A 22,082-nucleotide genomic window follows, 5' to 3' on the forward strand; every position below is an offset into this window, starting at 1 on the left:
CGCTATCGCGCTGGCCTGCTGCTGCCACAGCCGTCACAACCGTCTCCAGGCGCGAGGGCGCTTGCGTCAGAGGCGGAAGTCGGCACCGAGATAGACCTCGCGCACTTTCTGGTTGGCAAGGATCGACTCGGCATCGCCCTCGGCGATGATCTGACCGTCGCCGACAATGTAGGCGGTGTCGCAGATGTCGAGGGTCTCGCGGACATTGTGATCGGTGATCAGAACGCCGATGTCGCGAGCCTTCAGCTGACGAATGACCCCCTTGATCTCGCCCACCGAGATGGGATCGACGCCGGCGAAGGGCTCGTCGAGAAGAATGAAGGCGGGCTCGGTCGCCAGGGCCCTGGCGATCTCTACCCGGCGGCGTTCGCCGCCGGATAGGCTCATGCCCAGGTTGTCGCGAATATGGGTGACATGGAACTCCTCGAGCAGCTGCTCCAGGCGCGCTCGACGTCCGTCGCGATCGAGGTCGCGGCGGGTCTCGAGGATCGCCATGATGTTGTCGGCCACCGACAGCTTGCGGAAGATCGAGGCCTCCTGGGGCAGGTAGCCGATGCCGGCCCGGGCCCTCTCGTGCATGGCGGCGTGGGAGAGGTCCAGCTCGTCGATGGTCACCGTGCCCGCGTCGGCGCGCACCAGCCCCACGATCATGTAGAAGGAGGTGGTCTTGCCGGCGCCGTTGGGGCCGAGGAGTCCGACGATGCTGCCTTGCCGGATCGACAGGCCGATGTCCTGTACCACACGGCGGCGCTTGTAGCTCTTGGCGAGATGGCGGGCGTGAAGGGTCTTCATGGTTCCCCTTGCTGCTGTTCCGGCTGGAGGGTCATGCGAATGCGCTGGCTGCCTTCGACCCCCTCGGCATCGGCGCGGGCCTGCACGACCCGGCGATCGAGGAAGTACTCCAGGTAACCGCCCTCGAAGGTGTCCCCCCCTTGGTGGAGTTCGGCGCGGTCGATCAGCTCAACACGACGCTCGGCCACATGATAGACAATGGTGCGCCCCCACCCCTTGATGACGGGCTCGGCGGGGTTCGGCTGCTGCTCGAGATAGGCTCGGTCGCCGATGGCGGTGGCCCGGGAGAGTTCACCTGCCGCGTTACGGCGGATCTCCACGCGATTCCCCGTCAGGCGCATGCTGCCCTGGCGAATATCCACGTTGCCGGTATACACGGCGGTGCCGGCGCGGTCGTCAAGGTCGAGACGGTCCGCCTCCACCAGAATGGGCGCACTGGCATCCTGGTTGTGAGTCTGGCTCTGTGCCAGGCTGGCAGGGGCAAGAGGCAGCAGCGTCAGCAACAGGGCACCGGTCAACAGTGAGGATAGGGGGCGCTTCATGACGAGGACTCCTCGAAGGTCTCGGGCGGGTGGTGGCCGCGCACATTGTCGGTCAGGCGTGCCCGGTTGTCATGGACCCAGGCATCGAAGCGCTCGCCACGCATATGCTGTGGAGGCTGGCGCAGGGTGGCAGGGGTGGTGCTCCAGGCGTGACCGGTGTCGGCATCATAGTGCAGGGTGTCGGTCTCCAGTGACCACCGCTCGGCGGGGGCGAGCAGCCTGGCCTCGCCCTCGAGCCGCAGCGGATTGCCCCCGGGCCCCAGCCGGCCGCTGTCGGCCTCGGCAAGCCAGAGCCGGCCGCCACGGTCGTGGAGCTTGATATGTGGTGTCTCGAGGCGGGTCACATCATCCTTGGGGGTGTGGACCAGACGGGGGGTCGTTACCTGCTGGTGCAGGCGCCCCTCGGCATCGAAGCGTGTCAGATGCGCATTCTCGAGATAAAAGTCGGGCTCCCCGGCGGCATCGCGCGGTATCTGCTGGATGGTGCCGGGGTCACGTAGATCGAGCAGCGCCAGCCCGCCTCCCAGTGCCAGCAGCAACAGGGCCAGTCCGGTGCGAAAGCCAGGGCGCGGCAGGCGCATGATCCTAACCAGCTCCGTGCAGGTAAGTGTCGACGACCGCATCCCAGTGCCCCTGGGCGCGCAGCAGGGTATCGGCGATCTCGCGGGCCGCTCCCTGGCCACCGCCGCGCTCGGTGACCCAATCCGCATGCTTCTGGATATAGGTCGGTGCGTTGGGCACGCTGATGCCGATGCCGGCACGACGAATGGCGCCGACATCGGGCATGTCGTCACCGCAGTAGGCCACCTGCTCGAGCTCAAGCCCCAGACGCTTGGCGAGTTCCCGCAGGACCGGAAGCTTCTTCTCGACGCCCTGGAAGACATGCTGGATACCCAGTGCCGCGGCGCGGTGACTGACCATGCTCGATTCGCGGCCGGTGATCAGCGCCACCTGGAAGCCGGCACGCTTGAGCAGCTTCAGGCCGTGGCCATCCTGTACATTGAACGCCTTGATCTCGATGCCATCGGCCTGAAAGTAGAGCTGCCCGTCGGTGAGCACGCCATCGACGTCCAGCGCAAGCAGGCGAACCTGGCGTAGACGGGCGGTGAGCTGCGGGTCCTGGAGGGGGGAGGTATGGGGCATGAGGGCTCCGTATCGTTGGGGTCAGATCACACCGCTGGCCAGCAGGTCGTGCATATGCAGGGCGCCAACCGGGCGCCCCTCATCATCGACCACGGCCAGGGCGGAGATGCGGTGGTCTTCCATCAGGCTGACTGCCTCGGCGGCCAGGGTGTCCGGGGTGGTTCGCTTGCCGGGGCAGGTCATCACGTCATCGACGCTCAGGCCGCTAAGGTCGCTGTGCAGGTCCAGGGTACGGCGCAGGTCGCCGTCGGTGTAGACCCCGGCGAGACGGCCGTCAGGTGCCACCACGCAGGTGAAGCCCAGACCCTGGCGGGTAATCTCCAACAGGGCGTCGCGCAGCGGACTTCCCAGGGGGACCTGCGGCAACCGACTACCAGTGTGCATCAGGTCGCTGACGCGCAGCAGCAGTCGCTTGCCGAGACTGCCCCCGGGGTGTGAGAGGGCAAAGTCCTCGGCGGTAAAGCCGCGGGACTCCAGCAGCGCTACGGCCAGGGCATCGCCCATGGCCAGGGCGGCGGTAGTGGAGGCGGTGGGCGCCAGGTCGAGGGGACAGGCCTCGCGCTCGACCCCGGTGTCGAGATGGGCATCGGCGTGGCGGCCAAGGCTCGACCTGGGTCGCCCGGTCATGCTGATCAGCGGTACCTTCATGCGCTTGAGCAGCGGCAGCAGAGCGGTCACCTCGGCGGTCTCGCCGGAGTTCGAGAGGGCCAGTACCACGTCGCCGGGGGTGATCATCCCCAGGTCGCCGTGACTGGCCTCCCCGGGGTGGACGAAGAAGGCCGGCGTGCCGGTGCTGGCAAGCGTCGCGGCGATCTTGCCGGCGATATGGCCGGACTTGCCCATGCCGGTGACCACCACGCGCCCGCGGCATGCGAGTATCAGCTCACAGGCGTGGTCGAAGGCCTCGTCGAGGCGTGCCGCCAGGGCGTCGATGGCTTGCTGCTCGAGGCGCAGGGTGCGTCGGGCGCTGTCGCGAAGGGCCGATCCGGCCCCAGGAGTTTCGGGTGTCATGATGCCGATTGTTGCCTGTTGTAAGGGTTCACTCAAGGGCTGCCGCCGAGACTGGCCGTGCCGAGCCAGGTCAGGTAACCGGCATAGGACGCGGCCAGCACCGCGCCGGGAAGTCGGCCGAGGTGGTTGCGGCGTTGCCAGAGCAGCAGTGCACCCAGCGCCAGAGTCAGCACCAGCAGCACGGGATAGTCACGCTCGCCGGCGGCGGGATCGGCGGCGCCGGGCGCCAGCAGGCCCGGGATCGGCAGTACTGCCAGCAGGTTGAAGAGATTGGAGCCGATCACATTGCCGATGGCGAGATCATGGTGACGCTTGAGCGCGCTGGCCACACAGGCCGCAAGCTCGGGCAGGCTGGTGCCGATGGCGACGATGGTCAGGCCGATGACGAGTTCGCTGATGCCCAGGTCGCGGGCGATCTCGCTGGCCCCCCATACCAGCCCGCGGGAGCCGGCTACCATCACGGCAAGTGTTGCCACCAGCCATAGCAGGGCACGAGTCAGCGGCATGTCGGGGATTTCGCCCGCCACTTCCTCCTCGGCATCCGGCGTATCGGCACGGAACAGCCACCACAGGCTGAACAGTAGCAGGGCAATCAGCAGTGCTGCATCCAGGCGGCCGAGGTGGCCGTTGGCCAGGGCGTAGCCGGCCAGGCCGGTGGCGCCAAGCAGCAAGGGGAGTTCGCGGCGCACCACGGAGAAGCGCACCGGGATGGGCACGACCAGGGCGGTGACACCCAGCACCAGGCCGATATTGGCAATGTTGGAGCCCAGGGCGTTGCCGGTGGCCAGGTCGGGAATGCCGTCGAGGGAGGCCATCAGCGACACTACGATCTCCGGTGCCGAGGTGCCCAGGGCAACGATGGTCATGCCCACCAGCATGGTGCTCATGCCCGCGCGGCGGGCGGTGGCGGCCGCCGCACCAACGAAATGGTCGGCGCTCCACAGCAGGGCCGCAAGGCCCAGCAGTATGGCGATCAGGGGGGACAGCATGACAACTCGGCTCGCTCAGTCGGTAGCGGAAGGTCGCCATTAAACGTGCTGGCCAGGCAGGGTGCAACCCGCCGCACCGCATCGGGCTAGCGTCTGGCAGGATGGTTAGGATACGATGTTCGATAATTTTTTCAGGATGGCTTGGCCGATGAGTGACACTCCCTTCGTGGTGGTGGAGGGGCTGCATTTCGCGCGTGGCGACAGGGAGATCTTTCGCGGCGTCGACATGACGATCCAGCGTGGTGGCGTTACCGCTATCATGGGCCCCAGTGGCAGTGGCAAGACCACCCTTCTCAAGCTGATCGGCGGTCAGCTCGTGCCGGATTCGGGGCGGGTGCTGATCGATGGCCAGGATGTCCATCGCCAGTCGCGGCGGGACCTCTTCACCATGCGTCGCCGCATGGGCATGCTGTTTCAGAGCGGTGCGCTGTTTTCCGACCTGAGCGTCTTCGAGAACGTGGCCTTCCCGCTGCGGGTACATACGGATCTGCCCGAGGCGATGGTGCGTGATCTGGTGCTGATGAAGCTCGAAGCGGTGGGACTGCGGGGCGCTCGAGAGCTGATGCCGGCGGAGCTTTCCGGGGGCATGGCGCGCCGCGTGGCCCTGGCGCGGGCCATTGCTCTGGACCCCGAGCTGATCCTCTATGATGAGCCCTTCGTCGGCCAGGATCCGATCTCCATGGGGGTGCTGGTGCAGCTGATCAAGCGCCTCAATCAGGCGCTGGGGCTGACCTCGATCGTTGTCTCTCACGATATCAAGGAGACGCTGAGTATCGCCGACTATGTCTATGTGGTGGCCGATGGTCGCGTGATGGCTCACGGTACGCCCGAGCACCTCGACGTGGATCGTGATCCGCGTGTCAGTCAGTTCGTGCATGGGGAGCCGGATGGACCTGTGCCTTTCCACTACCCATCGCAGGACTTCGTCAGCGACATGCTTGCCCCGGGGGGCGCCCGATGATCCATCGAATTCGACACCTGGGGCGCCGCGGCTGTGATCTGTTCGAGGCCCTCGGCCGTGCCGGTCTCTTCCTGTGTCAATCCGCCGTGGGGGTGCCGAGCAGGGAGGGGGTCTATCTCTGGGTGCGCCAGATGCACTTCGTCGGTGTGCTCTCTCTGGCCATCGTCCTCGTCTCGGGGCTCTTCATCGGCATGGTGCTGTCGCTGCAGGGCTATACCATTCTGGTCGACTTCGGTGCCGAGGATGCGCTGGGCCAGATGGTGGCACTCTCGCTGTTGAGGGAGCTGGCCCCGGTCGTGGCGGCCCTGCTGTTCGCCGGTCGGGCCGGGTCGGCGCTCACCGCCGAGATCGGACTGATGAAGGCGACCGAGCAGCTGACCAGCATGGAGATGATCGGTGTCGATCCGCTGCGCCGGGTGGTGGCGCCGCGCCTGTGGGCGGGCTTCGTGGCCCTGCCGCTGCTCACCGTGGGCTTTGGTGTGGTGGGTATCTACGGTGGCTACCTGGTCGGGGTCGACTGGCTGGGGGTCTTCGAGGGCTCCTACTGGTCCAATATGCAGGCCAGCGTCGACTTTATCGACGACGTGGGCAACGGCATCATCAAGAGTCTGGTGTTTGCCGTGGTGGTGACCTGGATCGCCGTGTTCCAGGGCTATGATCTGGTGCCGACGTCGGAGGGCATCTCGCGGGCCACGACACGCACCGTGGTCTACTCCTCGCTGGCCGTGCTCGGCCTTGATTTCGTACTGACCGCCATGATGTTCGGCGGGCTCGCCTGATGACAAGCGTCTGCCCTGTTGTATGGAGATTCTAGATGAAGCGCAGTAAAACCATGGAGCTGGGGGTGGGGCTGTTCATGCTTGCCGGTATTCTCGGCGTGCTCTTCCTTGGCCTGCGGGTCAGCGGCCTGGCGATGCAGGCCCCCAGCGATACCTTCCGCCTGGAGGCCAACTTCGCCAATATCGGCGGCCTCAAGACACGGGCGCGCGTGACCATGGCGGGCGTTACCGTGGGGCGCGTGGCGGCCATCGAACTCGATACCGACTGGTACGATGCCAGGGTGGTGCTGGAGATCGATGACGAACTGGAAGGTCGTCTTTCCAGAGATACCACCGCGTCGATCCTGACCTCGGGGCTGCTCGGGGAGCAGTACGTTGGCCTTTCCGTGGGGGGGGATCCCGAGACGCTGGCCGACGGCGATACCCTGCGTGATACTCAGTCGGCGCTGGTGCTCGAAGAACTCATCCAGCAGTTTGTGTCGAACATGGTCAGCGACTAGGGCGCCGATCGTCTGATGCAGGCTGACTCCTCCTTAATGACCCCGATATGGAGATGTTGAACATGATTCGTATCCCCTTGACCCTGGCGGCACTGCTGCTGAGCATGCTGTTCAGCCTGGCGGTCCAGGCGGCCCCCGAGCGGCAGCCCGACGAGGTCATCCGCCACAGTGTCGAGACGTTGACCGGCAAGATCGAGGGCAGGCGTGACCATTTCGCCGAGAACATGGCCGAGCTCGAGGCGCTGGTCGACGAGAGTCTCGACGAGATCGCCGATTTCCGTTATATCGGCGCCAGCGTGATGGGGCGTTACTTCTCCAATGCCACGCCCCAGCAGCGTTCGCGCTTCGTCGATACCTTTCGCCAGACCCTGATCGATACCTATGCCAAGGGGCTGGTCACCTTCGACTATCGTGAGCTGCGTGTGCTTTCCAGCCAGGGCTCCAGGCGCCATGAGGATCAGGCCAGCGTCGATATGGAAGTGGTAGCCAAGGATGGCACCGTCTATCCGGTCAGCTATTCACTGCGTCTCTCGGGCGATGAGTGGCGAGTGGTCAACGTCATCGTCAATGGCATCAATCTGGGACTGACCTTCCGTAACCAGTTCGATCAGGCGATGCGCGACAACGCGCGCGACTACGATGCCGTCATCGATGGCTGGTCGCCCGATGTCGGCGTCGAGGAACTGGAGCAGGGCGCGTGAGCAGGTTGCTGGCACGCAACGGCCTGGACCTCGAGGCCAGGGATAAGTGCCTGGTGGTCTGTGGTGCGGTGGGCTTCGAGCACGCCGCCGAACTCGCCGATGCAGGCAGCCGCTGGCTCGCCCGGCGCCAGGCCGGGGAGGTCGTCAGTTTCGATCTGCGCGGTGTCGCCGGCGTCAGCAGTGCGGCACTTACGGTATTGCTGGAGTGGGCGCGCGCGGCACGCCGGGCCGGCCTGACTCTCGAGCGAGTGCGCCTTTCCGCAGCGCTGTTGCGGCTCACTGATCTGGCCGGCCTCGAGCGCCTGCTGCCGGTGGAGTCGATGCGCGGCTAGTCGCGGCCAGCAGGGGCGATCGCCAAGAGCGGTGCTTTTCATTACCATGGGGCATCCATAATCCGCCGTCGACGATGAGATGATGTCATCGTGCGCGGTGTATTTGATCGTTTCCGCATCATATTTCGTACGATAAGGAGTGCCTGACCATGCAACCCAGTGACGTCAAGGAATTGCTCGAGTCACGTATCGATGACTGCGAGTTCCATATTCAGGGCGAGGGCTGCAACTTTCAGGTGGTGGCCGTTGGCGAACGCTTTGCTGATCTGTCGCCGGTCAAGCGCCAGCAACTGATCTATGGCGCTCTCACCGAAGAGATCGCTTCCGGCGCGCTGCATGCCGTGAGCATCAAGACCTATACCCCGGCGCAGTGGCAAGGTGCGCCGGAGAATTCCGGCGTCTGAGAACCCGAGCCCTCATGGACAAGTTGATCATTACCGGCAACGGGCCGGTCGACGGCGAGGTTTGGGCCAGCGGCGCGAAGAACGCCGCCCTGCCCATCCTCTGCGCCACCCTGCTGGCCGACGAGCCGGTGACCATTGGCAATCTACCGCATCTGCAGGACATCACCACCACTCTGGAACTGCTCGGGCACCTGGGTGTGGAAGCGGTGATGGGCGAGAAGATGACCATCCAGCTCGACGGTTCTCAGGTGGCGCACTGTGATGCCCCCTATGAGCTGGTCAAGAAGATGCGTGCCTCCATTTTGGTCCTGGGACCGCTGTTGGCTCACTTTGGCCACGCCGACGTCTCCCTGCCGGGGGGCTGCGCCATCGGCTCACGCCCGGTAGATCTGCATCTGAGAGGCCTGGAGGCCATGGGGGCGGAGATTCGCGTCGAGGGCGGCTATATTCGCGCCCGTGTGGAGGGGCGGCTGAAGGGGGTCACGATCTTCTTCGATACCGTCACCGTCACCGGTACCGAGAATCTCCTGATGGCCGCGGCACTGGCCGAGGGCACCACGGTGCTCGAGAATGCCGCACGGGAGCCCGAGGTGGTCGACCTGGCCGAGCTGTTGATCAAGATGGGAGCCCGCATCCGAGGTCACGGCACCGACACCATCACCATCGAGGGCGTGCCGCGTCTGCATGGTGCCTATCACGATGTGATGCCCGACCGGATCGAGACCGGTACCTTCCTGGTGGCCGCGGCGCTGTCGCGTGGCCGCGTCAAGGTGCGTCGCACCCGTGCCGATATTCTCGAGGCGGTGCTGGCCAAGCTCGAGGAAGCGGGTGCCGAGATCACCACCGGTGATGACTGGATCGCCCTGGACATGCACGGCAAGCGCCCGCGACCGGTCAATATTCGTACCGCGCCCTATCCGGCCTTTCCGACCGACATGCAGGCCCAGTTCGTGGCCATGAATGCGGTGGCCGATGGCAGCTCCCGGGTGGTGGAGACCATCTTCGAGAACCGCTTCATGCATGTTCAGGAGCTCAATCGCATGGGGGCGCGGATCGCGCTGGAGGGCAATACCGCGGTGATCGAGGGGGTCGAGCGGCTATCCGGCGCTCCGGTGATGGCCACCGACCTGCGTGCCTCGGCGTCGCTGGTGATCGCGGCGATGATGGCCGAGGGGGAGACTCTGGTCGACCGCATCTACCATATCGATCGCGGTTACGAGTGTATCGAGGAGAAGCTGCAACTGCTGGGCGCACGCATTCGGCGTGTACCCGGCTAGCCTGTACCCGGACCAAGGCAAGAGCATGAGCAAACAACTGATCGTGGCCCTCTCCAAGGGCCGTATCCTCGAAGAGACGCTGCCGCTGCTGGCCGATGCCGGCGTCGAGCCGGTGGAGGATCTGGGCAAGAGTCGCAAGCTGCTGTTCGACACCAACCTGCCCGACGTCAAGCTGGTGGTCATTCGAGCCACCGATGTGCCGACCTATGTGCAGCTGGGTGCCGCGGACCTGGGTATCGCGGGCAAGGACGTGCTGCTCGAGCATGGGGCGGCGGGTCTCTATGAGCCCCTCGACCTCGAGATTGCGCGGTGCAAGCTGATGACCGCCGGGATCGTCGGCGCCGAGCCGGCCAGCGCCAGGCGGCGGGTAGCCACCAAGTTCGTCAATATCGCCCGGCGCTGGTATGCCGAGCAGGGCATTCAGGCCGAGGTCATCAAGCTCTATGGTGCCATGGAGCTGGCACCGTTGATGAATCTGGCCGATGAGATCGTCGATATCGTCGATACCGGTAATACCCTGCGCGCCAATGGCATGGAGCCCCGGGAGCTGATTGCGCCGGTCACGACTCGGCTGGTGGTCAACAAGGCGTCCATGACCATGAAACATGCGCGCATCAAGCCACTGCTCGAGCGCCTCAAGCAGGCGGTTGTTGCCCGTCGCGAAGACGTTGCCGGCTGAGCTGCCTGACGACCGAATCGGACAGCTTGATATCAACAGGCCCGACACCATAGAGATACAGTCATGACCGAGACCAACGCCTCTTCCGGAATCTCCCGCCTCGCGACCGCCGACGCCGACTTCTCGGCACGGCTCGACCATCTGCTCGCTTGGGAGGGGGTCTCCGATGGCGAGGTACAGGCCCGGGTCGCCGAGATTCTCTCCGCGGTGAAGGAGCGCGGCGATGCGGCCCTGGTGGAGGCCAGCAATCGCTTCGATCGCCTTGCGGTCGCGGACATGGTCGAGCTCACCCTCGATGCGCCGCGCCTGCGCCGGGCCTATGAGGGACTGCCCGATGACCAGCGCGAGGCGCTGGCCCAGGCGGCGGAGCGTATCCGGCTCTACCATGAGCATCAGAAGCCCGAATCCTGGCACTACACCGAGGAGAACGGTACCGTGCTCGGCCAGCAGGTCATGCCGCTGGATCGTGCCGGCATCTACGTGCCCGGCGGCAAGGCGGCCTATCCCTCCTCGGTATTGATGAACGCGATTCCTGCCCATGTGGCCGGTGTTCGCGAGATCATCATGGTGGTGCCTACGCCGGACGGCGTGCTCAACGAGCTGGTGCTGGCCGCGGCACATCTGGCCGGTGTCGATCGTGTCTTTACCGTGGGTGGCGCCCAGGCGATTGCTGCGCTGGCCTTCGGCACCGAGACGGTGCCACGGGTCGACAAGATCGTCGGTCCGGGCAACATCTATGTGGCCACCGCCAAGCGGGCGGTATTCGGTCAGGTGGGCATCGACATGATCGCCGGTCCTTCGGAGATCCTGGTGATCTCAGATGGTGGCACCGACCCCGAATGGCTGGCCATGGATCTCTTCTCTCAGGCCGAGCACGACGAGGATGCCCAGGCGATTCTGGTGAGCTGGGATGGCGAACATCTGGATGCCGTGGAGGCGGCCATCGACCGCCTGCTGCCGACCCTGGATCGCCACGCGATCGTGCGCGAGTCTCTCTCCCGACGCGGGGCGCTGATTCGCTGTCGCGATCGCGCCGAGGCGGTGGCCCTGATCAATCGCATTGCCCCCGAGCATCTCGAACTCTCGGTCGCCAATCCCGAGGGGTGGCTACCCGAGGTGCGTCATGCCGGTGCCATCTTCATGGGGCGCTATACCGCCGAGGCTCTGGGCGACTACTGCGCCGGGCCCAACCATGTGCTACCCACCTCGGGAACGGCGCGATTCTCGTCGCCGCTGGGCGTCTATGACTTCCAGAAGCGTTCATCGATCATCCACTGCTCCGCCGAAGGTGCTTCAACCCTCGGTAGGGTTGCCTCGGTGCTGGCGCGTGGTGAGTCGCTGACCGCGCATGCACGTAGCGCCGAGTATCGCATCAAGACGTGAACCGCTGTGTCGGGATGAGCAAAAAAGGCCCTGCCGAAAGACAGGGCCCTTCGCCTGGTAGGGCGAGCGCTTACTGGGAGGGGGGGAGTTGAGGGGATGGTCGTTCGCCGACCTCTACCGTCAGCGTCAGCTCCTCGCCACCACGCACTACGGTAAGGGGTAGATTGTCGCCGGGTTCCACGGCAGCGATATCGGCCATCGTTTCCCGCGCATCGAAGATCGCCCGGCCATCGATGGAGACCAACACATCACCGGGGCGTAGGCCGGCCTGATCGGCGGGGCTGCCAGGCACGACGCCTGCGATGATCACGCCGCGCGGCGTCGTCAGGCCGAAGGAGGCAGCCAGCTCCGGATTGAGCTCCTGAGCCTCGACCCCTAACCAGCCACGGATCACGCGTCCCTGGATGACCAGTTGCTCGAGGATATTGCGTGCCAGGTTGGCAGGGATGGCGAAGCCGATGCCCTGGGAGCCACCGGAACGTGAAAAGATGGCGGTATTGATACCGACCATGGCGCCATCGGGGTTGATAAGTGCCCCCCCGGAGTTGCCAGGATTGATGGCAGCATCGGTCTGGATAAAGTCCTCGTAGGCGTTCAGTCCCAGGTGACTGCGCCCGGTGGCGCTGATGATGCCCATGGTGACCGTCTGGCCGACCCCGAAGGGATTGCCGATGGCCAGGGCCACGTCGCCGATGGCCACCTCCGTGGAGTCGGCCAGCTCGATGACCGGCAGATCATCAAGCGTGATGCGCAGCACGGCTAGGTCGCTTTCGGGGTCGGTGCCGATCACTTCCGCCAGCGTCTCGCGCCCGTCACGCAGTGCGACCTGGATCTGATCGGCGCCACCGATGACGTGATGATTGGTCAGCACGTAGCCCTGCTCGCTGACGATCACACCCGAGCCCAGGCTCGAGAGCATGCGTTGGCGGGCAGGCATGTCGTCGCCGAAGAATTGTCGAAAGAAGGGGTCCGACATTAGTGGATGTTGGTCGCGTTCGACGACCCGAGACGAGTAGATATTAACCACGGCAGGGGCGGCACGCTCCACCGCTGCGGCGTAGCTGGCCGGTCCCTGCTCGCGGGAGAGCGGTGGCGCCTGACGCAGCTCGGGTGCCGGGCGCGCGATGGTGTCACGGGGTCCCTCTGCTTCGGGGGATGTTGCAAGTGGTTCGCGGGATGCGGGAGAGGGCATTACAACCGGGGCGTCACTGCCATGGCGCCCCGACAATTGCGGGAAGGCATTGAGCAGTGCCACGGCAAGCAGGAGCCCGATCACGACGGGCAGCAGATAGGGCGCGAGCAAGCGAAGGTGATGGCGCGGCGATCGGTAGGGCATGCGGGGCACGATCCTCGTCAGAGCGGTCGCCGAAGCGTGGCGGCGACGGTTACAATCGGCGCATGGTAACACCTTCATTCCACAGCGTCCGGAGGAGACGATGGCTCATCGCGATGCCCTGGTAGCCGCCTGCGATAGCAGGCTGCAGGCCAGCCGCTTCAAAGACTACACCGTCAATGGTCTGCAGGTGGAGGGGCGAGAGGAGGTCTTGCGCCTACTTAGCGGCGTCACCGCCAGCCAGGCACTGCTCGACGAGGCGGTCGCCTGGGGAGCCGATCTGGTGCTGGTGCACCACGGTTACTTCTGGAAGAACGAGCCGGTAGCGATTACCGGCATGAAGCGCCGGCGTCTGCAGACCCTACTGATCCACGATATCAACCTGCTGGCCTATCACCTGCCGCTGGATGCTCACCCCGAGCTCGGCAACAACGCCGAATTGGGGCGGCGTCTCGGTTTTACGGTGGAGGGGTGCGCCGACGGTGCAATGGGAGAGGGATTGCTGTGGCTGGGGGCGCCACCAGCAGCCATGAATGCCCGGGCGCTCAGCGCTCATGTGGGCGAGCGCCTGGGGCGCGAGGCGCTGCTGGTAGAGGCGCCTCATGTTGGCGAGATTCGCCGCGTGGCTTGGTGCACCGGTGGGGCTCAGGACATGATTACGGCGGCCTGGGAGGCGGGGGCAGATGCCTTCATTTCCGGCGAGATCTCCGAGCGCACAACCCATCTGGCTCGCGAGCTGGGCATCCACTACCTCTGTGCGGGGCATCATGCCACCGAGCGAGATGGCGTTCGGGCTCTGGGGGAGTGGTTGGGCGTGGAGTTCAGCCTCGAGCACCGTTTCGTCGATATCGACAACCCGGCATAGTCCCAGGGAGTGAGCGCCCCGCCTCATGAAGCGGGGCCTCGATCGTGACAAAAAGTAGTGGCAGGCGTCGAACGGCTCAGTAGCGGGGAGCGTCGAACTTCTCGCCATCCTGGCTATCGGCTTCTTTGAGACCGAAGTCTTCGGACAGGGTGCCGCCCGAGCCGTCGGCGTAGTCACGGGGCGTTGGGGGAGTGTTATCGCTCCCTTCTTCGGTAGCTGTTGCGGCCTCATCCATGGCCAGACCACGGGCCGGTCGGGAGCGTACACCGAGGGTGTCGGCGTCTGCGGCGAGGCGCGCGGCCAGCGCCTCGCCATTCTGGCGCAGTGTCTCCGTCAGTCGTCCAATCTCGTCGAAGTGTTCGCCCATGCCGTCGTGCAGGGCCGAAAGCTCCCTGTCGCGTTCGGCCAGGCGCTGGCGCAGACGCTGCATACCGTCGGTACCGGCATAGAGCAGGTGGTATCCCAGTGCCCCCAAGCCGACACCGGCCAGCAGGCAGGCAATGGCTAGAATCCAGTTGATGTTGCTCTCGTCCACGTCGGTCTCCCTGCGGCGGTGAACGATCCTGCGGCCGACGTTACGGCGAGCGGATCCGATGGTGGGGCGGTGGCCCCGACGCGCACTATTATAGGGGCGAGCCTAGGCGATGGGTCAACGCGTGCTGGCACCAGCGATGCGCTTCGTTGTTCAGACGCGTATAATATGCCTCCTGTCGAAGCCGAAACAGGCCGTTTTCGTCCTCATGAATGCCGCCAATCGAGACACTCGCCCGACCCCCATGGCCCGCTATCGGGCCGACCTGGAACGCCACGACTTCCAGTATGATGCCGCCCAGGCCCAGGCCGTGGAGCATCTGCAGCGTCTCTATGACGATCTGCTGCGTTCGCCCCAGGCACCTGCCCGCGCCAGCTCAACGGGAGGCGGGCTGGCCTCGCGCGTGGCGGGGCTGTTCGGCAAGCGAGCGCGCAGTGAGCCCGCCGAGACGGACCCGCCGGCGATTCGCGGCCTCTACTTCTGGGGAGGCGTGGGTCGTGGCAAGACCTATCTGGTGGATGCCTTCTACGAGTCCCTGCCTTTTCCCGAGAAGATGCGCACCCACTTCCACCGCTTCATGCAGCGGGTGCATAACGAGCTCGAGCACTACAAGGGCGAGAAGAACCCCCTGCGCCTGATTGCCGCCAAGTTCGCGGCCGAGGCCAGGGTGATCTGCTTCGATGAGTTCTTCGTCAAGGACATCACCGATGCGATGATCCTTGCCAATCTGCTCGAGGCGCTGTTCGAGCGAGGCGTGGTACTGGTGGCAACGTCCAATATCGTGCCCGGCGAGCTCTACAAGGAGGGGCTGCAGCGTGCGCGCTTCCTGCCCGCCATCGATCTGCTGGAGCGGCACTGCGAGGTGGTCAATGTCGACTCGGGTATCGACTATCGGCTGCGGGCGCTCGAGCGTGCCGAGATATTTCATTCGCCGCTCGATGATGCCGCGGAGGTCGAGCTGGCACGTAGCTTCCGCGCAATAGCCGGCCAGGATGGCGAGTCCGATGTTCCTCTGGAAATCAATCATCGTGTGCTTCACGCACGTCGACTCCACGATGATGTGGTGTGGTTCGAGTTTCGCGAGCTCTGTGATGGGCCTCGCAGCCAGAACGATTACATCGAGCTGGCGCGGGAGTTTCACTCCGTGCTGGTCTCCAATGTGCCGCGCATGGATGGGAAGTCAGATGATCAGGCGCGGCGCTTCATCAACATGGTCGACGAGTTCTACGACCGGGGTGTCAAGTTGCTGATGTCCGCCGAGGTGCCTGCCGAGTCGCTCTATAGCGACGGCCGCCTGGAGTTCGAGTTCGAGCGGACCCTCTCTCGCCTGCAGGAGATGCAGTCCCACGACTACCTCGCCCTAGCCCACAAGCCTTAGCCGGACTGCACCCGGGGCTGTGAGCTCTGAACAGTAAGTTCCCTTGACCTAGGCTTGGCTTACGGCTTGCACCGGCATTGCACAGCAGGGCCGCATTCATGTAGAATTCGCGCGCTCTACTCGTTGGTCTCGCGCGTCGAGGCCAACCAAGAAGAATAGGGATGGTTCCATGCCGGTCATCCGGTGGCAGAACCCAATACACTTGATTGGTGAGATTTCATGAAGACGTTCACTGCCAAACCGCAGTCCGTCGAGCGCGACTGGTACGTCGTCGACGCCGCGGACAAGACGCTCGGCCGACTGGCCACCGAAATCGCTCGTCGCCTGCGCGGCAAGCACAAGCCGGAGTACACCCCCCACGTGGACGGCGGCGACTATATCGTCGTGATCAACGCCGAGAAGGTGAAGGTGACCGGCAACAAGGCCAAGGCCAAGACCTACTATCGTCACACCGGCTATCCCGGTGGCCTGCGCTCCATGACCTTCGACAAGATGCTTGATCACGCTCCCGAGCGTATCATCGAGAGTGCCGTGAAGGGCATGCTGCCCAAGGGTCCCCTGGGTCGCGCCATGTACACCAAGCTCAAGGTCTACGCCGGTGCCGAACATCCGCACGCCGCCCAGCAGCCGCAAGAACTGAACATCTGAGGGAATCTCCGCCATGACACAGCAATACTACGGTACCGGGCGCCGCAAGACCTCTACTGCCCGCGTTTTCCTGAAGCCGGGCACCGGCAAGATCACCGTCAACAACCGTGAGCTGGACCAGTACTTCGGCCGCGTCACCGGCCGCATGGTCGTTCGTCAGCCCCTCGAGCTGACCGAGACCCTTGGTCAGTTCGATGTCTACGTCACCGTCAAGGGTGGCGGTGGCTCTGCCCAGGCCGGCGCGATTCGTCACGGCATTACCCGTGCCTTGATGGCCTACAACGAAGACTTCCGTGCGCCGCTGCGTCAGGCGGGTTATGTGACCCGTGATGCGCGTGAGGTCGAGCGTAAGAAGATTGGTCTGCGCAAGGCGCGCCGTCGTCCGCAGTTCTCCAAGCGCTGATCACCAGCCGCCATGGAGTATGCGACGCCCGGGTTATCAACCCGGGCGTTTCTTGTTCTGCGTCAACAATTTGTGTGCATCAAGCCGTCTTGGGCAGGGTCCTTTTCCTTGTGCACGGCGGCGCGATTTCTTAACATGTACCGCATTTGGTGTCCGTGGTCGCGGGGATGATGCCCGTGATGGGTCAACGGGTAAGCTGATGGGAGAAACCTTGAAATGGCAGATAACGGCGTGAACAAGGGTCGGCGCCGTTTCCTCGTGGGTGCTACCACCGTTGTCGGTGGGATTGGTGCTGTCGGGGTTGCGGTCCCCTTTGTGGCTTCCTGGCAGCCGAGTGCCAGGGCGAGAGCGGCGGGCGCGCCGGTTCAGGCTGATGTGTCCAAGCTTGAACCCGGCCAGCGTATGACCGTGGAGTGGCGTGGCAAGCCGGTGTGGATCGTCAACCGCACTCCGGAGATGATCGAGCGCATCGAGTCGTTCGATGACTCGCGGCTTACCGATCCTGCATCAGACGTGCCGCAGCAGCCGGCCTACATCGATGGCCCCCTGCGCTCCATCAAGCCCGAGATCGGGGTCCTGATCGGCATCTGTACCCACCTGGGTTGCTCACCGCTGTTTCGTCCAGAGCCCGATGCGGACGATGTGGGCACCGACAACTGGCCGGGTGGCTTCTTCTGCCCCTGCCATGGCTCGCGCTTCGATCTGGCGGGCCGGGTATTCCGCGGGGTGCCGGCGCCCACCAACCTGGAGGTGCCGCCTTACCGCTTCGAGTCCGACGATATCATCATCGTTGGCGAAGATGAGGAGACTGCCTGATGGGTAACCCGAACAAGCCGATGGCGGAAAAGGGCTTGATGCGCTGGGTCGATGAGCGCTTCCCCGCGACGCAGATGTGGCAGGAGCACCTGTCCAAGTATTACGCCCCCAAGAACTTCAATTTCTGGTACTTCTTCGGCTCGCTGGCCCTGCTGGTGCTGGTCAATCAGATTCTTACCGGGATCTGGCTGACCATGAGCTACAACCCCTCTGCCGAGGGCGCCTTCGCCTCCGTCGAGTACATCATGCGCGATGTCGAGTGGGGTTGGTTGATTCGCTACCTGCACTCCACCGGCGCCACGGCCTTCTTCGTGGTCGTATACCTGCACATGTTCCGCGGCCTGCTCTATGGCTCCTACAAGGCGCCCCGCGAGCTGGTGTGGATCTTCGGCATGGCGATCTACCTGGCGTTGATGGCGGAGGCCTTCATGGGGTATCTGCTGCCCTGGGGTCAGATGTCCTACTGGGGTGCCCAGGTGATCATCTCGCTGTTCTCCGCGATTCCGGTCATCGGTCCCGACCTGACCCAGTGGATTCGTGGTGACTTCCTGATCTCGGGCATTACCCTCAACCGCTTCTTCGCCCTCCACGTGGTGGCGCTGCCCATCGTGATCCTGGCGCTGGTGGTGCTGCATATCATCGCCCTGCACGAGGTCGGTTCCAACAATCCTGATGGCATCGACATCAAGAAGAAGAAGGACGAGACCGGCAAGCCGCTGGATGGCATTCCCTTCCATCCGTACTACACGGTGAAGGATATCGTCGGCGTGGCTGTCTTCCTGTTCGTTTTCGCGGTGGTGATCTTCTATTTCCCCGAGGGGGGGGGCTACTTCCTCGAGAAGCCAAACTTCGAGCCGGCCAACCCGCTGAAGACGCCGGACCACATCGCCCCGGTGTGGTACTTCACGCCCTTCTACGCGATTCTGCGTGCGATCACCTTCTCGCTGTTCGGGCTCGATGCCAAGTTTCTCGGCGTGATCTTCATGGGCGCTGCCATCGCGGTGCTGTTCGTGCTGCCGTGGCTGGACCGCAGCCCTGTGCGCTCCATGCGCTACAAGGGCTGGATGTCCAAGGTGATGCTGGTGCTGTTCGCGATCAGCTTTGTCATTCTGGGGGTCCTGGGCGTGCTGCCGGCTACCGATGGCCGTACCGTGCTGGCTCAGGTGTGCACCGCCGTCTATTTCGCCTTCTTCCTGCTGATGCCGATCTATACTCGGCTGGAGAAGACCAAACCCGTTCCGGAGAGGGTGACTGGCTAATGAAAAAGCAACTGTTCGCACTGCTCTTCGCGCTGGTGCCCCTCACGGCCATTGCCGCTGGAGGCGCGAGCGTCCCGTACTCCATGACCCCCGACCTCGATGACAAGGCATCGTTGCAGCGGGGCATGCAGCTCTTTACCAACTACTGCATGGGGTGTCATTCGCTTGAGCACCAGCGCTTCGCTCGTGCTGCCGAGGACCTGGGGATGCCTCAGGATCTGGTCGAGGAGAATCTGATCTTCTCCTCGGATCTGGCCTTCAATGACCAGATGCATATCGCCATGAACAAGGACGATGCCGAGGCCTGGTTCGGTGCGCCGCCGCCTGACCTGACCCTCGAGTCACGACTGCGCGGTACCGACTGGATCTACTCCTACCTGCTCTCGTTCTACAAGGACCCGAGCACCGGTACTGGTGTGAACAATGCCGTGTTCGACATGGTGGCCATGCCCAATGTGCTCGAGCCGTTGCAGGGCGTGCAGGAGATGGTGTGCTCCGAGACCGATCGTCCTGTTGAGGGTGCCGAGCTCGATCCGTTGACAGGCAAGTACCAGTCCTGTGATGTGCTCCAGGTGACTCAGCCGGGCGAGCTGGAGCCGGATGAGTTCGAGGAGGCGGTCTACGACCTGACCAACTTCCTGGCCTATGTGGGTGAGCCATCCAAGCTGCAGGCCCAGGCTCTGGCCCCGAAGGTGCTGATCTTCATCTTCATCTTCGGCGTCATTGCCTACCTGCTCAAGCGTGAGTACTGGCGCGACATCCACTGACCGACGGGTTGCAGAGAGACGGGGGCGCATGGCCGACGGCCATGCGCCCCCGTGACGTATGTGTCGCGTCAATCGCTTCCCCGCGGAGCGAGGCCCGCGTGTTATCATGGTTATTCGATTTGATGCGAGGATTGTTTCATGGGTGTAGTGGCCAAGCGGTCGTCGATGATCTTCTATTCCGGTGGCTCCGATCATTTCAGCCATCGGGTGCGTATCGTGCTCGCCGAAAAGGGGGTGGCGGTAGACATCGTGGAGGTCAACCCGGACCAGCCCCCCGAGGATCTCGCCGATCTCAACCCCTACAACAGCGTGCCGACCCTGCTGGATCGAGATCTCGTGCTGTATGAGTCCAAGGTGATGATGGAGTACCTGGACGAGCGCTTCCCACACCCCCCGCTGCTGCCGGTCTATCCGGTGGCGCGTGCCCAGAGTCGCCTCTGGATGCACCGTATCGAGCGCGAGTGGTGCCCGCTGGTGGAGCAGATCGAGCAGGGGAGCAAGAAAGAGGCGGACAGGGCGCGCAAGGAGCTGCGTGAGAGTCTCGTCGGAATCTCGCCCATCTTCGAGGACATGGCGTTCTTCATGAGCGAGGAGTTCACCCTGGTGGACTGCTGCCTGGCACCGATTCTGTGGCGTCTGCCCGCCCTGGGCATCGAGCTGCCCGAGAAACAGGTAGTCCCCCTGCTCGACTACATGGAGCGAGTCTTCGAGCGAGACGGCTTCAAGGCGTCACTGAGCGAGCGCGAACGCGAGATTCGCAGCTGATACACTTTTCCCGGCCGCCTTCGGGCGGCCGGCCAATGCAGGAGGGAGAGGCGATGGACTCCAGTCGTCCCAGCCTATCCAGTCGCCCCTACCTGGCCAGAGCCTTGTTCGAGTGGCTGCTGGACCATGACCTCACGCCCCATATCGTGGTCGATGCCGAGCATCCCCAGGTGGAAGTGCCGCGACAGTTCGTACAGAATGGCCAGATCGTTCTCAACCTGTCGCCAAACGCCGTTCGTGAGCTGGCGATGGAGAACGACGCGATCAGTTTCGAGGCGCGCTTCGGTGGTCAACCCATGCGGGTGATGGTGCCGATTGATGCCCTGGTGGCCATCTATGGTCGCGAGAATGGTGTCGGAATGGTCTTCGGTCATGAACCGGTGATGCCCCAGCCGGCCGAGGACGAGCTGCCGACGCTGGCCGAGGTCGAGCGTGACGCCGACACCTCGCAGGAGAAGAAGGCGTCGGAAGAGAAGGATGAGGGCTCTCGACGGCCGCCCAAGGGAAGGCCTTCCCTGCGGGTGATCAAGTAGTTCTTATGCCAGCGCGGTGGTGGACCATGCAATACGGCAGGCCTTGGGGCCTGCCGTATTGCGTTTGCAGCGAGCAGTCGAGCTGTTTCGGTTCAGTCGAGCCGGCTTAGTCGAGATAGTCGAAGACCTTGACGATGCGCTGCATGCCGCCCAGCTGCGAGACCGCCTGGACGATGCGCTCGGCCTCGGCACGGGTCACGATGCCCATCAGATAGACGCTGGCATTCTCGGTGATCACTCGGATGCGGCTTGAGTCGATCGCCTGGTTGGCGGCCAGGTGGGTGCGGATGCGGGTGTTGAGCCAGGTGTCCGAGAGCCGCTGACTGGCGGGCAGGTTACCGGCGATGCTCAATTCGTTGTGGACATTGCGCACATTGCGTACCTGACTCGCCACTTCGCTGGCTTTCACCTTGAGTTCCTCGCTGGGTACCTGGCCAGTGAGCAGCACCAACCCCGCGTAACTGTCCACATTGATCCGCGCGTCACCCAGGCGGGCGTCGGTGCGGCCAAGGTTGTGGGTGATCTTGGTTTCGATGCTCTGGTCTTCGATCTGGTCGCCGGCAGTGCGCTTGCCGTAATTCTCCTCGATGGTGCCTTGATGGGTTACGCTGGTCACGGTGGTGCAGCCGGCGAGGCCCAGGGCGGCGATCAGCAGCAGGGCGCTGAGCAGGGGGAGGCGTGTCATCATTCACTTGCTCCAAAGAGTTGTTCGTCGATCAGGTCGCAGAGGCAGTGGATTGCCAGCAGGTGGACCTCCTGAATCCGTGCGGTAGAGGTCGCCGGGACGCGGATCTCGCAGTCGTCCTGGCCGAGCAGCGAGGCCATGTTGCCTCCGTCGCGACCGGTGAGGGCCACCACCGTCATGTCGCGGTCATGGGCGGCCTGGATGGCCTGAATCACGTTGGCCGAGTTGCCGCTGGTGGAGATCGCCAGCAGGATATCGCCGGGTTGGCCCAGGGCGCGTACCTGCTTGGAGAACACCTCGTTGTAGCTGTAGTCGTTGGCGATGGAGGTCAGGGTAGAGGTGTCGGTGGTCAGGGCCAGGGCGGGGAGGCTGGGGCGCTCCCGTTCGAAGCGATTGAGCAGTTCCGACGAGAAGTGCTGACTGTCGCCGGCGCTGCCGCCATTGCCGCAGGCCAGGATCTTGCCCTCGCTGACCAGGCACTGGACCATCATCTGGCTGGCGACCTCGATAAAGGGCGGCAGCACTTCGCTGGCATAGGTCTTGGTATCGATGCTGGCATTGAAGTGATCGAGAATGCGCTGCTGGAAATCCATGCTGAGTCAGGT

28 protein-coding genes are annotated in these 22,082 nt (G+C 64.0%); 18 read left to right on the plus strand and 10 right to left on the minus strand.

What is annotated here, in order from left to right:
- Positions 1-66: 66 nt before the first annotated feature.
- The 6 genes from lptB to E0702_RS07190 are packed head-to-tail and all read right to left on the minus strand — an operon-like array spanning position 67 to position 4,477.
- On the minus strand, positions 67-792 hold the full coding sequence (gene lptB, locus E0702_RS07165) for an LPS export ABC transporter ATP-binding protein (protein ID WP_132042304.1): 726 nt from the start codon (positions 790-792) through the stop codon (positions 67-69).
- Positions 789-1,334, minus strand: coding sequence for a lipopolysaccharide transport periplasmic protein LptA (gene lptA / locus E0702_RS07170; RefSeq protein WP_132042305.1), 546 nt, complete (start codon positions 1,332-1,334; stop codon positions 789-791). Before lptA ends, lptB begins: the two co-directional genes overlap by 4 nt.
- Positions 1,331-1,915 carry an LPS export ABC transporter periplasmic protein LptC gene (gene lptC / locus E0702_RS07175; RefSeq protein WP_132042307.1) on the minus strand — a complete coding sequence of 195 codons (585 nt, stop codon included), beginning with the start codon at positions 1,913-1,915 and terminating at the stop codon, positions 1,331-1,333. The genes lptA and lptC overlap by 4 nt, the downstream gene beginning before the upstream one ends.
- Before the next feature lie 4 nt (positions 1,916-1,919).
- Positions 1,920-2,477: a KdsC family phosphatase gene (locus tag E0702_RS07180; RefSeq protein WP_132042309.1), complete on the minus strand. Its 558-nt coding sequence runs from the start codon at positions 2,475-2,477 to the stop codon at positions 1,920-1,922.
- 21 nt (positions 2,478-2,498) lie between these two features.
- A complete protein-coding gene (locus tag E0702_RS07185) occupies positions 2,499-3,488 on the minus strand; it encodes a KpsF/GutQ family sugar-phosphate isomerase (protein WP_132042310.1) in 990 nt (329 codons plus the stop codon).
- Positions 3,489-3,520: 32 nt separating this feature from the next.
- Positions 3,521-4,477 (minus strand): calcium/sodium antiporter, encoded by a 957-nt coding sequence (locus E0702_RS07190; protein WP_132042312.1) that lies wholly within the window; start codon positions 4,475-4,477, stop codon positions 3,521-3,523.
- A gap of 148 nt (positions 4,478-4,625) precedes the next feature.
- Here E0702_RS07190 and E0702_RS07195 point away from each other — a divergent pair, with 148 nt between their 5' ends.
- The 9 genes from E0702_RS07195 to hisD all read left to right on the plus strand — a co-directional run bounded on the left by E0702_RS07195 (position 4,626) and on the right by hisD (position 11,493).
- On the plus strand, positions 4,626-5,438 hold the full coding sequence (locus tag E0702_RS07195) for an ABC transporter ATP-binding protein (protein ID WP_132042313.1): 813 nt from the start codon (positions 4,626-4,628) through the stop codon (positions 5,436-5,438).
- On the plus strand, positions 5,435-6,217 hold the full coding sequence (gene mlaE, locus E0702_RS07200; protein ID WP_132042315.1) for a lipid asymmetry maintenance ABC transporter permease subunit MlaE: 783 nt from the start codon (positions 5,435-5,437) through the stop codon (positions 6,215-6,217). The genes E0702_RS07195 and mlaE overlap by 4 nt, the downstream gene beginning before the upstream one ends.
- Positions 6,218-6,252: 35 nt before the next feature.
- Positions 6,253-6,717, plus strand: coding sequence for an outer membrane lipid asymmetry maintenance protein MlaD (gene mlaD, locus E0702_RS07205; RefSeq protein ID WP_132042316.1), 465 nt, complete (start codon positions 6,253-6,255; stop codon positions 6,715-6,717).
- Positions 6,718-6,779: 62 nt separating this feature from the next.
- Positions 6,780-7,418 (plus strand): MlaC/ttg2D family ABC transporter substrate-binding protein, encoded by a 639-nt coding sequence (locus tag E0702_RS07210; RefSeq protein ID WP_439952324.1) that lies wholly within the window; start codon positions 6,780-6,782, stop codon positions 7,416-7,418.
- Positions 7,415-7,750 (plus strand): STAS domain-containing protein, encoded by a 336-nt coding sequence (locus tag E0702_RS07215; protein WP_132042320.1) that lies wholly within the window; start codon positions 7,415-7,417, stop codon positions 7,748-7,750. Before E0702_RS07210 ends, E0702_RS07215 begins: the two co-directional genes overlap by 4 nt.
- 149 nt (positions 7,751-7,899) lie before the next feature.
- Positions 7,900-8,154, plus strand: coding sequence for a BolA family protein (locus tag E0702_RS07220; protein ID WP_132042322.1), 255 nt, complete (start codon positions 7,900-7,902; stop codon positions 8,152-8,154).
- A gap of 14 nt (positions 8,155-8,168) precedes the next feature.
- The gene (gene murA, locus E0702_RS07225; protein ID WP_132042323.1) at positions 8,169-9,431 is read left to right on the plus strand and encodes a UDP-N-acetylglucosamine 1-carboxyvinyltransferase; all 1,263 of its coding nucleotides are present in this window, start codon (positions 8,169-8,171) and stop codon (positions 9,429-9,431) included.
- Between the two features lie 25 nt (positions 9,432-9,456).
- On the plus strand, positions 9,457-10,110 hold the full coding sequence (gene hisG / locus E0702_RS07230) for an ATP phosphoribosyltransferase (RefSeq protein WP_132042325.1): 654 nt from the start codon (positions 9,457-9,459) through the stop codon (positions 10,108-10,110).
- Positions 10,111-10,173: 63 nt separating this feature from the next.
- Complete coding sequence (hisD, locus tag E0702_RS07235) at positions 10,174-11,493, plus strand: histidinol dehydrogenase (RefSeq protein ID WP_132042326.1); 1,320 nt, start codon at positions 10,174-10,176, stop codon at positions 11,491-11,493.
- A 70-nt stretch (positions 11,494-11,563) separates the two neighbouring features.
- Here the strand turns inward: hisD and E0702_RS07240 are convergent, their stop codons facing one another.
- Entirely contained in the window at positions 11,564-12,829 is a 1,266-nt protein-coding gene (locus E0702_RS07240) for a S1C family serine protease (protein WP_132042328.1), read from the minus strand.
- Positions 12,830-12,929: 100 nt separating this feature from the next.
- Between E0702_RS07240 and E0702_RS07245 the strand changes: the two genes are divergently transcribed.
- Positions 12,930-13,691 carry a Nif3-like dinuclear metal center hexameric protein gene (locus E0702_RS07245; RefSeq protein WP_132042330.1) on the plus strand — a complete coding sequence of 254 codons (762 nt, stop codon included), beginning with the start codon at positions 12,930-12,932 and terminating at the stop codon, positions 13,689-13,691.
- Positions 13,692-13,767: 76 nt separating this feature from the next.
- Here E0702_RS07245 and E0702_RS07250 read toward each other — a convergent pair whose 3' ends face one another.
- Positions 13,768-14,226 (minus strand): YhcB family protein, encoded by a 459-nt coding sequence (locus E0702_RS07250; RefSeq protein ID WP_161422518.1) that lies wholly within the window; start codon positions 14,224-14,226, stop codon positions 13,768-13,770.
- A gap of 205 nt (positions 14,227-14,431) precedes the next feature.
- On the opposite strand from E0702_RS07250, the gene zapE reads away from it, so the two are divergent.
- The 8 genes from zapE to E0702_RS07290 all read left to right on the plus strand — a co-directional run bounded on the left by zapE (position 14,432) and on the right by E0702_RS07290 (position 20,792).
- Positions 14,432-15,601, plus strand: coding sequence for a cell division protein ZapE (zapE, locus tag E0702_RS07255; RefSeq protein ID WP_132042334.1), 1,170 nt, complete (start codon positions 14,432-14,434; stop codon positions 15,599-15,601).
- Positions 15,602-15,820: 219 nt separating this feature from the next.
- Entirely contained in the window at positions 15,821-16,249 is a 429-nt protein-coding gene (rplM, locus tag E0702_RS07260) for a 50S ribosomal protein L13 (protein WP_132042336.1), read from the plus strand.
- A 13-nt stretch (positions 16,250-16,262) separates the two neighbouring features.
- Positions 16,263-16,652 (plus strand): 30S ribosomal protein S9, encoded by a 390-nt coding sequence (gene rpsI, locus E0702_RS07265; RefSeq protein ID WP_132042338.1) that lies wholly within the window; start codon positions 16,263-16,265, stop codon positions 16,650-16,652.
- A 216-nt stretch (positions 16,653-16,868) separates the two neighbouring features.
- Positions 16,869-17,468: a ubiquinol-cytochrome c reductase iron-sulfur subunit gene (gene petA / locus E0702_RS07270; protein WP_132042340.1), complete on the plus strand. Its 600-nt coding sequence runs from the start codon at positions 16,869-16,871 to the stop codon at positions 17,466-17,468.
- Positions 17,468-18,727 (plus strand): cytochrome b, encoded by a 1,260-nt coding sequence (locus tag E0702_RS07275; RefSeq protein ID WP_132042342.1) that lies wholly within the window; start codon positions 17,468-17,470, stop codon positions 18,725-18,727. Before petA ends, E0702_RS07275 begins: the two co-directional genes overlap by 1 nt.
- A complete protein-coding gene (locus tag E0702_RS07280) occupies positions 18,727-19,494 on the plus strand; it encodes a cytochrome c1 (RefSeq protein ID WP_132042344.1) in 768 nt (255 codons plus the stop codon). Before E0702_RS07275 ends, E0702_RS07280 begins: the two co-directional genes overlap by 1 nt.
- A gap of 138 nt (positions 19,495-19,632) precedes the next feature.
- Positions 19,633-20,259, plus strand: a complete 627-nt coding sequence (sspA, locus tag E0702_RS07285) for a stringent starvation protein SspA (RefSeq protein WP_132042346.1) — start codon at positions 19,633-19,635, stop codon at positions 20,257-20,259.
- Between the two features lie 53 nt (positions 20,260-20,312).
- A complete protein-coding gene (locus E0702_RS07290; protein ID WP_132042348.1) occupies positions 20,313-20,792 on the plus strand; it encodes a ClpXP protease specificity-enhancing factor in 480 nt (159 codons plus the stop codon).
- Positions 20,793-20,898: 106 nt separating this feature from the next.
- Here E0702_RS07290 and E0702_RS07295 read toward each other — a convergent pair whose 3' ends face one another.
- Both E0702_RS07295 and E0702_RS07300 read right to left on the minus strand, forming a co-directional pair.
- Complete coding sequence (locus tag E0702_RS07295) at positions 20,899-21,477, minus strand: BON domain-containing protein (protein ID WP_132042454.1); 579 nt, start codon at positions 21,475-21,477, stop codon at positions 20,899-20,901.
- Positions 21,477-22,070 carry a phosphoheptose isomerase gene (locus tag E0702_RS07300; protein WP_132042350.1) on the minus strand — a complete coding sequence of 198 codons (594 nt, stop codon included), beginning with the start codon at positions 22,068-22,070 and terminating at the stop codon, positions 21,477-21,479. The genes E0702_RS07295 and E0702_RS07300 overlap by 1 nt, the downstream gene beginning before the upstream one ends.
- Between the last annotated feature and the right edge of the window lie 12 nt (positions 22,071-22,082).

The sequence above is a fragment of the Halomonas marinisediminis genome (assembly GCF_004347715.1).
In the GTDB taxonomy this organism is placed as follows: Bacteria; Pseudomonadota; Gammaproteobacteria; order Pseudomonadales; family Halomonadaceae; genus Halomonas; species Halomonas icarae.

What these genes read in the sequence shown, in the direction of transcription:
- E0702_RS07295 (WP_132042454.1), bottom strand. Translation starts at nt 21,477, where the DNA reads ATGACACGCCTCCCCCTGCTCAGCGCCCTGCTGCTGATCGCCGCCCTG.
- hisD (WP_132042326.1), top strand. Translation starts at nt 10,174, where the DNA reads ATGACCGAGACCAACGCCTCTTCCGGAATCTCCCGCCTCGCGACCGCC.
- E0702_RS07290 (WP_132042348.1), top strand. Translation starts at nt 20,313, where the DNA reads ATGGACTCCAGTCGTCCCAGCCTATCCAGTCGCCCCTACCTGGCCAGA.
- zapE (WP_132042334.1), top strand. Translation starts at nt 14,432, where the DNA reads ATGAATGCCGCCAATCGAGACACTCGCCCGACCCCCATGGCCCGCTAT.
- mlaE (WP_132042315.1), top strand. Translation starts at nt 5,435, where the DNA reads ATGATCCATCGAATTCGACACCTGGGGCGCCGCGGCTGTGATCTGTTC.
- E0702_RS07280 (WP_132042344.1), top strand. Translation starts at nt 18,727, where the DNA reads ATGAAAAAGCAACTGTTCGCACTGCTCTTCGCGCTGGTGCCCCTCACG.
- E0702_RS07300 (WP_132042350.1), bottom strand. Translation starts at nt 22,070, where the DNA reads ATGGATTTCCAGCAGCGCATTCTCGATCACTTCAATGCCAGCATCGAT.
- E0702_RS07190 (WP_132042312.1), bottom strand. Translation starts at nt 4,477, where the DNA reads ATGCTGTCCCCCCTGATCGCCATACTGCTGGGCCTTGCGGCCCTGCTG.
- petA (WP_132042340.1), top strand. Translation starts at nt 16,869, where the DNA reads ATGGCAGATAACGGCGTGAACAAGGGTCGGCGCCGTTTCCTCGTGGGT.
- E0702_RS07245 (WP_132042330.1), top strand. Translation starts at nt 12,930, where the DNA reads ATGGCTCATCGCGATGCCCTGGTAGCCGCCTGCGATAGCAGGCTGCAG.
- lptB (WP_132042304.1), bottom strand. Translation starts at nt 792, where the DNA reads ATGAAGACCCTTCACGCCCGCCATCTCGCCAAGAGCTACAAGCGCCGC.
- E0702_RS07195 (WP_132042313.1), top strand. Translation starts at nt 4,626, where the DNA reads ATGAGTGACACTCCCTTCGTGGTGGTGGAGGGGCTGCATTTCGCGCGT.
- hisG (WP_132042325.1), top strand. Translation starts at nt 9,457, where the DNA reads ATGAGCAAACAACTGATCGTGGCCCTCTCCAAGGGCCGTATCCTCGAA.
- rpsI (WP_132042338.1), top strand. Translation starts at nt 16,263, where the DNA reads ATGACACAGCAATACTACGGTACCGGGCGCCGCAAGACCTCTACTGCC.
- sspA (WP_132042346.1), top strand. Translation starts at nt 19,633, where the DNA reads ATGGGTGTAGTGGCCAAGCGGTCGTCGATGATCTTCTATTCCGGTGGC.
- E0702_RS07210 (WP_439952324.1), top strand. Translation starts at nt 6,780, where the DNA reads ATGATTCGTATCCCCTTGACCCTGGCGGCACTGCTGCTGAGCATGCTG.
- lptA (WP_132042305.1), bottom strand. Translation starts at nt 1,334, where the DNA reads ATGAAGCGCCCCCTATCCTCACTGTTGACCGGTGCCCTGTTGCTGACG.
- E0702_RS07180 (WP_132042309.1), bottom strand. Translation starts at nt 2,477, where the DNA reads ATGCCCCATACCTCCCCCCTCCAGGACCCGCAGCTCACCGCCCGTCTA.
- E0702_RS07220 (WP_132042322.1), top strand. Translation starts at nt 7,900, where the DNA reads ATGCAACCCAGTGACGTCAAGGAATTGCTCGAGTCACGTATCGATGAC.
- mlaD (WP_132042316.1), top strand. Translation starts at nt 6,253, where the DNA reads ATGAAGCGCAGTAAAACCATGGAGCTGGGGGTGGGGCTGTTCATGCTT.
- E0702_RS07185 (WP_132042310.1), bottom strand. Translation starts at nt 3,488, where the DNA reads ATGACACCCGAAACTCCTGGGGCCGGATCGGCCCTTCGCGACAGCGCC.
- E0702_RS07240 (WP_132042328.1), bottom strand. Translation starts at nt 12,829, where the DNA reads ATGCCCTACCGATCGCCGCGCCATCACCTTCGCTTGCTCGCGCCCTAT.
- E0702_RS07275 (WP_132042342.1), top strand. Translation starts at nt 17,468, where the DNA reads ATGGGTAACCCGAACAAGCCGATGGCGGAAAAGGGCTTGATGCGCTGG.
- lptC (WP_132042307.1), bottom strand. Translation starts at nt 1,915, where the DNA reads ATGCGCCTGCCGCGCCCTGGCTTTCGCACCGGACTGGCCCTGTTGCTG.
- murA (WP_132042323.1), top strand. Translation starts at nt 8,169, where the DNA reads ATGGACAAGTTGATCATTACCGGCAACGGGCCGGTCGACGGCGAGGTT.
- rplM (WP_132042336.1), top strand. Translation starts at nt 15,821, where the DNA reads ATGAAGACGTTCACTGCCAAACCGCAGTCCGTCGAGCGCGACTGGTAC.